Origin of the sequence: Clostridium sp. OS1-26, assembly GCF_030915445.1 — a bacterium.
In the GTDB taxonomy this organism is placed as follows: Bacteria; Bacillota; Clostridia; order Clostridiales; family Clostridiaceae; genus Clostridium_AM.
In genome coordinates, this window is the sequence record NZ_CP133264.1 from 4,761,093 (window position 1) to 4,773,648 (window position 12,556).

10 protein-coding genes and 1 pseudogene are annotated in these 12,556 nt (G+C 33.0%); 1 reads left to right on the plus strand and 10 read right to left on the minus strand.

Annotated features, from left to right (window positions below):
• Positions 1 to 173: 173 nt before the first annotated feature.
• The 3 genes and pseudogenes from RCG18_RS23565 to RCG18_RS23575 all read right to left on the minus strand — a co-directional run bounded on the left by RCG18_RS23565 (position 174) and on the right by RCG18_RS23575 (position 3,664).
• The gene (locus tag RCG18_RS23565; protein ID WP_308038425.1) at positions 174 to 386 is read right to left on the minus strand and encodes a hypothetical protein; all 213 of its coding nucleotides are present in this window, start codon (positions 384 to 386) and stop codon (positions 174 to 176) included.
• A 43-nt stretch (positions 387 to 429) separates the two neighbouring features.
• Positions 430 to 3,053 (minus strand): annotated as a pseudogene (ppsA, locus tag RCG18_RS23570) (phosphoenolpyruvate synthase).
• The gene (locus RCG18_RS23575; RefSeq protein ID WP_308038426.1) at positions 3,050 to 3,664 is read right to left on the minus strand and encodes a TetR/AcrR family transcriptional regulator; all 615 of its coding nucleotides are present in this window, start codon (positions 3,662 to 3,664) and stop codon (positions 3,050 to 3,052) included. Before RCG18_RS23575 ends, ppsA begins: the two are co-directional and overlap by 4 nt.
• A gap of 387 nt (positions 3,665 to 4,051) precedes the next feature.
• Here RCG18_RS23575 and RCG18_RS23580 point away from each other — a divergent pair, with 387 nt between their 5' ends.
• Positions 4,052 to 5,122, plus strand: coding sequence for a diguanylate cyclase (locus tag RCG18_RS23580; RefSeq protein ID WP_308038427.1), 1,071 nt, complete (start codon positions 4,052 to 4,054; stop codon positions 5,120 to 5,122).
• A gap of 104 nt (positions 5,123 to 5,226) precedes the next feature.
• On the opposite strand, the gene RCG18_RS23585 is transcribed toward RCG18_RS23580, so the two are convergent.
• The 7 genes from RCG18_RS23585 to RCG18_RS23615 all read right to left on the minus strand — a co-directional run bounded on the left by RCG18_RS23585 (position 5,227) and on the right by RCG18_RS23615 (position 12,520).
• A complete protein-coding gene (locus tag RCG18_RS23585) occupies positions 5,227 to 6,027 on the minus strand; it encodes a helix-turn-helix domain-containing protein (RefSeq protein WP_308038428.1) in 801 nt (266 codons plus the stop codon).
• A gap of 159 nt (positions 6,028 to 6,186) precedes the next feature.
• Positions 6,187 to 7,839 (minus strand): dihydroxy-acid dehydratase, encoded by a 1,653-nt coding sequence (gene ilvD, locus RCG18_RS23590; RefSeq protein ID WP_308038430.1) that lies wholly within the window; start codon positions 7,837 to 7,839, stop codon positions 6,187 to 6,189.
• A gap of 22 nt (positions 7,840 to 7,861) precedes the next feature.
• Positions 7,862 to 8,074 (minus strand): tautomerase family protein, encoded by a 213-nt coding sequence (locus RCG18_RS23595; protein WP_308038431.1) that lies wholly within the window; start codon positions 8,072 to 8,074, stop codon positions 7,862 to 7,864.
• Between the two features lie 23 nt (positions 8,075 to 8,097).
• Positions 8,098 to 9,084 carry an ornithine cyclodeaminase family protein gene (locus RCG18_RS23600; RefSeq protein WP_308038432.1) on the minus strand — a complete coding sequence of 329 codons (987 nt, stop codon included), beginning with the start codon at positions 9,082 to 9,084 and terminating at the stop codon, positions 8,098 to 8,100.
• A gap of 784 nt (positions 9,085 to 9,868) precedes the next feature.
• Positions 9,869 to 10,393 carry a hypothetical protein gene (locus RCG18_RS23605; RefSeq protein ID WP_308038433.1) on the minus strand — a complete coding sequence of 175 codons (525 nt, stop codon included), beginning with the start codon at positions 10,391 to 10,393 and terminating at the stop codon, positions 9,869 to 9,871.
• Positions 10,390 to 11,133: an ATP-binding cassette domain-containing protein gene (locus RCG18_RS23610; RefSeq protein WP_308038434.1), complete on the minus strand. Its 744-nt coding sequence runs from the start codon at positions 11,131 to 11,133 to the stop codon at positions 10,390 to 10,392. The genes RCG18_RS23605 and RCG18_RS23610 overlap by 4 nt, the downstream gene beginning before the upstream one ends.
• Positions 11,134 to 11,254: 121 nt before the next feature.
• On the minus strand, positions 11,255 to 12,520 hold the full coding sequence (locus RCG18_RS23615; RefSeq protein WP_308038435.1) for a glycosyltransferase family 39 protein: 1,266 nt from the start codon (positions 12,518 to 12,520) through the stop codon (positions 11,255 to 11,257).
• Positions 12,521 to 12,556 lie beyond the last annotated feature (36 nt).

Consider the following 12,556-nt stretch of genomic DNA (forward strand, 5'->3'; position numbering starts at 1 on the left):
TCTGCCTTAATAGAAACAGCGAAATATAGCAAATACCTAATAATTATAGCTATTTGTAATTCAACGTAAAAACGCCGTAAAATTCATTCTGAATAATGCAGCGTTTGTATAAATTGTTCGTTTTTTCAATTGTAACTCTAAATAAGAAAATTGAAACTTAACATAGAATTCAACTATTTTTTATCCCATTTTGGTAACATCAATTCTATATGTCCACAATTAGGACATTTAGCCATGCGCTTACCCATTGAATGGAATGTAAAAACATACTTTAAAACACTTACTTTAAAACTCGCACCACATTTAGGGCATATAAAATGAGTTTTCAATGCTCTAAATACAGCAAATATCAAAACTACAACGACAATTATCGACCCGATTCGCATATGTTTTCACCTCTTTTACCATTGCATATTTTAAACTTGCCCACTACAGAATTTCTACATACCCTTCTTTTCCATTGATCCTTATTCTTTGTCCATCTTTAATCAATTTTGTAGCATTCTCAACACTTACCACTGCTGGCAGGCCGTATTCTCTTGCAACAACTGCTCCATGGGTCATCATCCCGCCTACTTCAGTAACTAAACCTTTAATTGATACAAAAAGAGGAGTCCAACTAGGATCAGTAAAGGTTGTAACCAAAATATCTCCTTCTTCAATATTTGCATCCTCCATTTTCAAAATAACTCTTGCACGGCCTTCTACTACACCTGAAGAAACAGGTACTCCCGCTAAGGCTCCTTGAGGTATCTTATCTGTATTATACTCACCTGCTATAATCTCTCCCTCGGAGGTTATGACACGAGGAGGTGTGAGCTTTTCGAAAATTTCGTATTCCTCTTTTCTCTTAGTTATCATGTTGTAATCTAATCGGTTTGTTCTAATAACATTCCTAAGCTCATCAATGGTTAGGTAATATATATCTTCCCTACTTTTTATTATGCTCTTCTGAACTAGAATATCTGCTTCTTCCAAAAGTGCCTGTTTTATAATCCAGTTAAACCATATGAGAATATACTTATTAAATTCACGGTAACCAGCATAATTGCGTAAAACGCTGATTGCTTTCTTTGTCTTCTTTGCCTTCCTTTTCCCACTAGGCAATTTCTCAAGACGACTTAAGATTTCCTTCTCCTTCTGCTTTGCCTCTTTCAGACCCTGTTCAAATTTTATACTGTGTGCACCAGGTCCAAAAGCTTTTATATTGCTTAAAATTGCTGAAACAAGTATAGTAGGATTTTCATTCCAGCGTGTTCTAGTTATATCAATTTCCGCTGAACAACGCATACCATATTTCTTAAGAAATGTTTTAATTGAATTACTAACAGCTAGACCACCTTCCAGCTTAGTTAAATCCTCAAAAAAGTCTCTTCCTTTGGTTTTTGAAAATATTCAATTACTGCTGGATACTGCCTTACCACATCAGCAACATCCAGAAGCTCAAGACCCATTTCAGATGTGACATTATTAGATACTGATTGAGCTAAAGTATCAGCTACATTCTTCTCACCTAGCCATTTTTCAATATTTTTGTTTATCCAATAAGAAGCATAGGCACCTGCAAAAACCACACCATAGCTGTTAAAAATAGTATTCTTTATTCGCTCCATGCTACTCAAAATAAAATTAAACAATTCATCTCCTGAGACTTTTGTAATATTCTGCCCTAGTTCTAGCAGTAGAGCCCTATTGCTGTTCATCAAGCTTTCAACTATAACCGGATCATTTTCCCTATAGTCTTTTATTGTAAGCCTTAACCATTTCAAGTACATTGATTTTGCACCCATAGCTGTCTTTCCCTTATACAAAGTTTTGATAAAATTCTTTCGTTTCGATAGGTTAATAAGTGCATTTTTCATTAGAACATCCACCGTATCGAAACCTTTTATAAAAGTCTTCCTGCTAAGAGGTGAAGAAATCTCATGGGACACATCAATATATAACCTCCCACCCATCTCACTCATACCAGAGTTAATCATCTGTTTAAATAGATCCTGGAAGAAGGATAATCCTAGTGGTCTCATGGCTTCAGTCATCATCTGCCTGTGTCCAAAGGAGATGTACACATGATTCTTTCCATCATTAGTTTCTGGTGGTATAGGATATAATGTTGTGATAGGTCGGCTCTGAACAATATAGAAAGTATCTCCATAAAGACACCATTCTATATCTTGTGGTCGTCCAAAGTAGGCTTCTATCTTTCTGCCCATACTCTCTAGCTTTAAAATACTATCATCTAAAAGGGTCTGCATGTCCTGCTTTGAAGCCTCTAGTTCTTTCTCCTCTGTGCCTCCCTTTTCAAGTGCATAGATTGCCAGCTTCTTCTTGGATATCTTTTTATCAATTATTCTGCCTTCCCGAACTTTATAGATATCTGGATTCACTAGACCTGATACAAGGGCTTCCCCAAGTCCAAAACTTGCATCGATGGATACAATCTTTCTGTTAGATGTTATAGGATCTGCAGTAAACATTATCCCTGAAGCCTTCGGGAAAACCATCTTCTGTATTACTACAGATAGATAGACCTTGCGGTGGTCAAAGTTATTTTGTATACGGTAAATCACTGCTCTATCTGTATACAGTGATGCCCAACACTTTTTGATATGCTTCAGTATGGCATCTTTCCCTACAATGTTTAGATAGGTATCCTGCTGTCCTGCAAAGGAAGCCAGAGGTAAATCCTCTGCTGTAGCACTTGAACGCACTGCGTAGGCATTTTTTTCACCAAGCTTTGAAACATATTGTGAAACCTCTTCTACAATATCCTTTGAAATAGCTATCCCTTCGATAATCTCGCGAATTTGTTTACTGAGTTCACCAATTTTTCCTCTGTCATCCACCTTTAAAAGGGATAATTGATCAAGCAACTTATTAAATTCCGAACTGTTCTCAACAATTTTTTTATATGCTTTAGTAGTTATGCAAAAGCCATCTGGGACACGTATCCCCTCAATTTTGGACAGTTCTCCCAGATTGGCACCTTTGCCGCCGACTACCAGTAGCTTTGATTTATCAATCTCTTGAAAACCTAGCATATATGAACTCATACATATTCCTCCTTATAAAAATTGTTTCTAAGTAAGTCCAAACACTCCTCAAACTCTTTGAGAAAGGCTTCATAATCAACTTCTGTTTTATCCGATACTTGATTTATATATCCATCAGTAAGCCAAATAAGCATTTTCATAACGAGCTTTGGATCAACGCTCTCCTTAAACCTTGAATAGTCTATACCATCAAAAGCAATTTTATTTCTAAAACCTTCACCCTTTGCTAAAATGGATTCTTTATCTTTTTTTACCTCCTCATCCGTTTCAAAATATGCACTTGTCAAAAAGGATGGTATTGCAGGGTGTCTTTTCATAACTGCAAGTTCGATATTAGATGAAAGTTTAATCCTTTCAAAGAAATCAGTGACTGTATAATCAAACTTTTCTTCAACTTCCTTCATAATAATATTGCCACATAACTCAATTAGATAAAAATATAAGGCTTTTTTTGTACCAAAGTAATGAAACACCATAGCTTTCGAAATTCCCGCCGCTGAAGCTATATCATTTACTGAGGTTTTCTTATAACCATTGGTGCCAAAACATTTAAGCGCAGCATCTATAATTGTCTTTTGTTTATCTTCAGGTAAGTTAAAAAATTTCTCCATAAGTTTCACCTCTCAAAGTTTATCAACCGAATCGGTTGATGATGATACAATTATATTACTATAAACCGATTCGGTCAATAGTGTTTTCAACAATATTTTAAACAAAAAATCAAGGGATAACTGCTTAGTACATCCCTTGATTTTAAAAACGTTTCAAGATCTATAATTAAAATCAAGACTTATCTTGCCTAAACTCTTTTTGAAGATATAGATTTCTAATCCGAAAGTTAACTTATACGCCGGGATATGTTAACTTTCTAGTTAGTTTCTCTATACTATGCTTTTTCTTATATATGTAAAGACTCATTACAAGCATAATTGTCAAATAGTAGTACCAATTGTCGTAAATATGTTATAATTTTCATATATATTTTTAGAGGTGGTTTTATGATTAATTCCCTATTTGTTAATGCTTCTATTCTTATATCTTTTTTATATTTAGGAAGTCAATTATTAAAAAATAAAAAGATTAATCCTAAATCAGATTTAAAAACTAAAATATTAGTAGGCATATTATCCGGTCTAAGTGGCTGTGTATTAATGTTTAATGGAATTGATTTGTCACATAATATGATTATGGATTTTAGAATAATTGCATTGATACTATCTTCAATTTGCTGTGGGCCTATATCATCATTAATAACAACACTAATTATTGCGACATTTAGAATCAGTTATTTTGGAATAAACAATGCTTCATTAGTAGCATCCTTTAATCTAACAATATTATTTATAATTTTTAGTATTATATCTAAATCTAAAATAAACTTTTCAAGGAAATATATATCTATGGGTGTTGTCAATATATTTTCCTCAATAATATGGACTTTGATATTAGTGAAAGATACAAATGTTATTTTAAGTATTTTAGATAACTATATCCTTTCTACGATTATAGTATCTATTATAATTTATTTTGTTTTAATCCATATATCCAAAACTAATGAATTATATTTTAGACTTAAACAAGAATCTACTAAAGATTTTCTTACAGGCCTTAATAACGTAAGAGAATTTGACAAATTATTAAATAAATTTTCAGCTATTGCTATTGAAAAAAATGAAGATTTATCATTACTCATGATTGATATAGATTTTTTTAAAAGTGTAAATGATACTTTTGGACATGCCTCTGGTGATATGGTTTTAAAACAACTTAGTCATATTCTTATAAATTCTTGCAGATCTTTTGATATTATTTCAAGAAAAGGTGGGGAAGAATTTACAGTAATTTTATTAGATTGTAACTATGAACGCGCAATTGAACTTGCAGAAAAAATTAGAAAAACCGTAGAAGATCATTATTTTATTATTGATAAAAATAAAATAATTAAAATAACAATTTCTATAGGTGCAAGCTCTTATCCAAATAGAACAAATAACCTTAATGACCTTTTATATGAAGCCGACAATGCATTATATTTCGCAAAGCGTAATGGAAGAAATCAAGTTCATTAATTTTTTATAAAAAATTATAATTTCTTATACTACAAAAAAGACACTCATCAAAAATGAATGTCTTTAATTTTTGTAATGTTGACTATTATTTTTATCTACTTTAATTAAAAAATATCACGGATTTTTTCATAATCCTTACCTAATTCTCTCTGCATTACTTCTTGGAAAATACCAGCGCTTTTATAAAAATACATATCATGTCTTACACATTCAGCAGCAAGTGCTATCATAGGTTTACTTTCTGTCCAAATAACTTCTGCCATGCTGTTACTTAGAATCTGCCCAAAAACAACCTCTTTCATATCTGAAACAAGTGTAATCCACCTGCCCCCCATTTCTTTGCGCTTTTCATCTACCAAGCCATGCCTACAGTATTTCTTTAATGGAACCTGTGAATCTTCATTGTTACTAAAATAAATAATGCCCATTCGAATATCTTGTTTTTCTAGCTCCTGTATATCCTTTAACACATTTGGTAAATCTTCTTCCCATATCTGCATCAATAGTTCACTCTTTGTCTTTTTAATAATCTCTCTACATTTTGCAAATACATTAGAATTTTGACGGATATGCCATATGTAATCTAAATCAGTTTTTGCAGGGTATTCTTTTAATCGCTCTGTGAGATTATCTAGCACATCTTCCGTTTCATGTTTTACTCTTTGTGCGATTTCATCTATTGGAACTGCTGCGTATCTATTATTGTTTTCTTGCTCTGTATAAAGAATAAATCCCTTTGAAACTAATGATTCTAATATATTATAAATTTTGGATCTAGCCACTGATGATAACTTACTTGCCTCATACCCCGACGTACTTCCGTGCCGAAGTAATGCTAGATATACTTTTGCTTCTGCATCAGTTAAACCAATTTTATTTAACAAAATAATTTCATTATCTACCATGTCTATAACCTTCCCTGACTTTATTCTATATTTATGATACCATAATATACTAACATAAAACTCCAACCATAGAAATACTCTTTTAATTAGCACAAGAAGGAACTACCATAAGACTAATTAGGCCCTATAGCAGTTCCTTTTAATATAATAATCCATTCTTTACCAAGGCTGCATAGCTCCACCTTCTTCTGCTGGTCTGCAGTTCTTTGCATATAATGCGAGACAGCCTTTTTGTTCTTTAAGAGGTGGGCACACCCAATTTTTTCTTCTCTCTGCTAATTCTTCTTCTGATACTTCTAATGTTACCTCACCTTTAATTGTATCTACTACAATAACATCACCATTTTCTACAAGTGCAATGTTACCACCATCGTATGCTTCCGGTGATACGTGTCCTACAATTGCTCCGTAGTTGAATCCTGAGAATCTGGCATCTGTTACAAGTCCTACACTCTTATGCAAGCCATAGCCTACCAAAGCGTCTGTAGTAAGCATCATCTCTTTCATACCTGGAGAACCTTTACATCCTTCATAACGGATAACAATTACATCACCTGGCACAATTTCACCTTTTTCGATTGCTGCTAAGGATTCAAAGTCATTGCTGAATACTTTTGCTTTTCCTTTGAAGTATTTCATTTCTTTAGGCACCCCTGTTGGTCTTACTATAGCACCATTGGGAGAAAGATTACCACGTAAAACTTTAAGTCCAGGTTCGTTGTATAATGGATTCTCAAGACTTCTGATAATATCTGTACTTTCTACTTTTACCTTTGCTAAAATATCTTTCCATGCTTTCCCTGTAATAGTTGGAACATCTGTATAAAGTTTGCTTTCAATCATCTTCATAACAGCTATAACTCCGCCTGCATAGTGGAAATCTACTACTGTATATGGACCACTTGGGATAACACCTGTAATACATGGAATTTCTTTAGCATATCTTTCGAAGTCTTCCATTGTAATTTTGATACCAAGCTCATATGCAATACTTAAGATGTGTAATACCGCATTTGTTGATCCTGCAACTGCCATATCAAACATAATTGCATTTAACAATGTTTCTTTTGTAATTAAATCAGAAGGTTTACGGCCAGATTTTATCAATTCTACCATGTAAGCTCCTGCTTCTCTTGCTTTACGAATCTTTAAGTTATCAGATGCAGGAATTGTACCTGTTCCTGGAAGAACCAAGTTCATAACTTCTCCAAGCATTTGCATTGTATTAGCTGTTCCCATCGATGGACAAGCACCATAAGATGGACATACGTGTTCTTCCATATCCGCTAATTTTTCTTCGCTTTCACCGCCAAGTACCGCAACGTCAAGCTCTGCTTCTACAACTTTTTTGCCACAATAGTTACCAGGCTGCATGGAACCACCAGTAATAACCATTGCCGGGATATCCAACCTAGCCGCTGCTAAATACGTACCTGCGATAATATTGTCGCAAGATGCAATCATTGCCAAGCCATCGAAATGATGTACTTTTGTAACAAACTCAATGGACATTGCTACGATATCACGGCCAACTTGTTCATATTTTAATTCTTCTGCCCCGTTTGCTACATTACCACATGTTGCAGGGATTCCGAATTCTACAGGAATACCACCTGCAGCCCAAATTCCTTGTTTTACTGCTTCGGCAATTTGGCGAAGATGAGCACTACCTGGCGAACCTTCCATGAATGAGTTTGGTACTCCAATATGAGGTTTATGTTTAATGTCGCTGTCTGTATATCCAGCTGCTTTTAACATAACACGGCGATGCGCAGCTTTTGGTCCATTCCAATATCCCCTATTACTTTCCATTTTTCTCCCCCCTTATATCCTCCTAAAAATTTGGCTCAATGATTAAATCTTCTGATTTTACTTGTTCCACTACTTGCTTTTGCCAATCTTCCTGTGCAATATCTTCAAAAGATACTGATACATGTCCTTCCTTGCACCCAAGTTCCTCCACAGTCAATTTTTGTAGTTTCTTTGCAAAAGCTTCTTTTACTTCTAGGCTTCTTCCTGGATACATTTTTACTGAAATATGCGGCATAATATTCTCCCCCTTTTATTTTATTAACTCCATTTGGTTCCAATACCTTGTTCTATTGCTTTATCATAAATATACTTTGCAGTTATCAGGTCTTGTGTTCCGATTCCTACAGTTTTAAACACAATGATTTCATCATCATTTTCTCTTCCCACTACATTTCCCAGTATAACCTCTCCTAAATCACCTGTGAAATCATCTTTTGTAATTGTTCCATTTTCAAGCGGAATCAAGATATCTCCTGCTTCTGATAATACAGCTTCTTCAGAATCAAAGTAAATCTTGCTTGCTCTTGTTAATATTACTGGATCCATTTCCTGCATGTGATGCTGATAAGATCCAACGCAACTGATTGTTGCACCTTTTTTTACTTTACTTCCATCAAATACAGGCTTTGAAGAAGGAGTCACTGTAATAATCAAGTCAGCGTCTTCAATTGCTTCGTCAGAACTTTCTGCTGCTACAATCTTTGTTCCATACTCCTTTAATTCTTCCTGCATATTTGCTGCAAAGGCTTTTGTTCTTTCAAAATTTAAATCATATACTTTCACTTCTTCAAGATCACGAGCAACAATCATAGCCTCTAACTGTGTAGCTGCCTGTCCACCTGTTCCTATCAATGCACCTTTTTTAGCATCTTTTCTTGCTAATATATCAAATGCTGCCCCTGATGCGGCTCCTGTTCGAAGCTGAGTAACATATGTTCCATCTAAAATTGCATTTACAAATCCATTTGTTCCATCCACTAGCAACACCTGTGCTGGTGCTGATATAATTCCTTTATCAATATTTTTCGGAAAAATATTGATAATTTTCAAGGATGCGCAATCTAAATCTGATACATATGCTGGCATGAACAAGAATGTACCATCATGCTTTGGTGCAGGAATTTGGGTACGAAGTGGCACAATACTTTTCCCTTCTGTAAAAATACGAAAAGCATCTTTATCAGCTTTAATCGCATCTTTCATTGAAAATACTTTTTTAATGTCCTCTCTTGATAACAACAACATAATTATTTCTCCTTTTTGTTATAAATTTTAGCTTCTTAATAATGTAAAGTGAAAAACTATATTAGACTATTTATTTTTTGCAATATCTCTAAAGAAAGTAAAGGATGTATAAATCATTACTGCTACTACAATCCATGTCAACGTTTTCAATTTGTAATATAATATATTTCTCTTAGTATTATACAATTATATGCGTTGAGTATTTTAAGGCGGATATTATATGTATATCCCATTAGTAACTTTGCAACGTATCCCCCTATAGTAACTATTATACATTTAAAATCTCCTTTGTCAATCTACATATCTATAATTTAACAATTAAATTTTAGATTTTTAAGAATTTTGCAATTTAAATATTGTATTTTTATGTATTTTTAATTTTGGGATTATATTTTTGTGTACATTGTATATATTTTTACATCTCAACAGTATTATTTTATACACCAATCATTTCTACTAATTTTCTATTTTTGATAAATCTATATCAATTTATAGATGACATAAATACTATATTGTATATTCTTAAAGGTTTAATTCTAAGTTAATACCTGAAGAAAGAATGAAGCTTGAAGCAAAAAAAATTAAGCGGCCTTAGCCCAATGGAATTTGGGGGTTTAGCCACTTAAATCAATTTTTATTATTTTCACTATCTATTTGCCAGGAGCAGTTCATTTGTTAAAAACCATAAAAATGATGAGTGTGTCAGTTACCATTTTAGTGTATTTATTTGAACGTTGAAATATTAGCCCGTACAGGAAGCCAAATAACACACTGAAGCTAAGCATCATAAACATAATAAGTGCCGCCATAGGAGATCTATACGATATAAAACTTGATAAACTGCAGAAGCTGCTAAAATTAATAACAATACAAAGGCGGGCATAAATAAAAAGAAGCTATTAAAATAAGTATATGCATCAAAGCTGTACTCCATTTTTATAACAACATAAGGAAAATACATTAATGCTGTAATAGTAACACTAATAATGGCTATAATACCTATGGCTAACATTCTTACCATATTAAGCATCAGGGGCGGCACAATACTATTTGTTAATACTCCAATTTGGTGTTTGTTCACACGATAAAATTCTATCAAGGTTAGTAGTGCAAATAAAACTCCACTGATTACTGCACCAACTATACAAGGTTTTACAATCAAATCATAAGCCGTGGTTTGGGCAAGCATATTTCCCTTTAGATTGTACCCCACTATTGGAGAAATCATGGTGAGTAAAATAATTATATAAACAACTTTTAAATGAAGTATACGATTTAATTCTACTCTAAGATAAGAAAATAAATTCATTGTTCTATCCCCTCTTTTCCCTTAATCAGATACATATAAGCCTCCTCAAGGGTAGGTTTTTCGGCATGATTATAAGCCGACGCAATCAATTGCTCCGGTGTGCCATTAAATAAAATTTGACCATACTTAATAACAATCAATTGATCACAGGCAAGTTGCACATCCTCAATTATGTTGGTGGATAGCAAAACAATCTTGTCCTGTGCAGTTTGAGAAAGCAAGTTACGAAAATTAATACATTCCTCTAAATCAAGGGTCGCAGTGGGTTCGTCGAAAATCAGTAGTTCTGGACTACCCATAAGGGCCTGAGCAATTCCTATACGCTGTCTTTCTCCACTGGATAAAGTAGAAATGGCAGCTTCCTGTTTATCCGTCAGATTTGTTTTTTTAATAACTTCCTTAATAATCTTCCTGCTATTTTCTATTCCTTTAAGTGCTGCTATGTAATCAAGAAACTGCCATAGTGTAAGTTCATCATAAAGCCCAAAGGACTGCGGCAAATATCCTAAGCTCTCTTTTAGCCTTTTTTTCATCTTAGGCAAAGGTACATCATCCACAAGAATTTGCCCACTAGTCGGCGAAAGCTCTCCTATCAGCAGCTTTATAAATGTTGTTTTTCCCGCTCCCGTAGGACCCAAGACTCCAATGATACCAGGACCTTCTATTTCTACGGAAACATCATGTAATACTTTTTTATTCTTTGCGTATGTAATATCTAAATTTTCAATAGAAATCTTCATAAATACTATTATCCTTTCTTACATTTATAGAGAATCATAGCCGTCACTTAATTTATACACAGGCATGTGTTCTTCAGTTTTATTAGCATATACCTATGTATAAACTAAGTGTCTTATGTGATTATCTATAGCAAGGGTTAAAGCGTTTTTTATATTTGTGTATTGATAGCTTTATAAAAGAATAAAAGCAATATATCATTATAAATATTTCTGGAAAGGCGTATCTTCCTTGTCCTTCTGTTACAAAATATACACCTGTAAACATATAAAACAATATTACATTATACAAAGTATATTTGCTTAAAAGCTGCGTTTTTCTTTTCCACATATGTCCTAAAGTTACCGCACTGTAAATTAATATGTATATTATGGCTAGCGCAAAAATTATGCTTCTAATATCATTAGTAACAGTAAATATAATAGCTTTGGCAGAATCACTTACTCGGCTTCCATAAGTGCTGTAAAGTACATCATCACCCCAAAAATATACATTAAACAACCTTTTAAAACCTAATTCTATAAACTGTATTGGATGAGATTTTATCCATGCTTTGGCTGCTTTACTTAACATCTTATTTTTTTGCGTCATATTAGCTTGCTTGTATTCTTCTGTTTTTACAATAGAATTTTCTACATTTTCTACTGGCATCCATCTTCCCATTTTATTTTGAGAATTATTATTTATATATAAAACAATTCCTCCATTGTTAGATACATAAGTAAACTGACCTACAAGCTTTGAGTTTCTATATATCCATGGTGATATAATAATAGTAGAAACTATCAAGACTATTAATGAATTTTTTATAGAGAGGATAACTTTTTTCTCTATTAATAATTCTACTAAAAATATAGCAAAGAAATATGCAATAAAAAAAGGTTTTATCAATGTATTCAGTCCTGTAAGTATCCCTATATATATGTACTTATATTTAATATCACTAAAATATATAAAAGTACTAAAAATAAGTATAGTAGTAAATAGCAGTTCTGTGGCTACCAAGCTGTTATAAAATATATTATTAGGCATAAAAACAAATACTGTAAATATTATTTTTCTATCCCTTTCTTTTAAATTTACTCTTTTTATAACAGCATAAAATAACACATAGCTTGCGAAGGTTAAAATCAAATTAAGAAGCTTTGCTTTAAATAAACTTGCTCCAAAAAGTTTAAAAACTCCTCCAAGCAGCATGCAATATCCTACTGATGTATAAGTATCTCCCCAAGGAAGGCCATTTGCTATCTCTACTGATAATCTGTAATAATAGTCAAAATCTGAAAAGGGTTTGGTATCTATAAGTAATACCCACAGTATGCATAAAACCATTCCTAAGGCCATTATAATTTTATAATAATTGTCATTCTTTAAAATACATTTTTTCATATTCAATCAGTCCTTCCTAAAATTGCTTAACTTCGT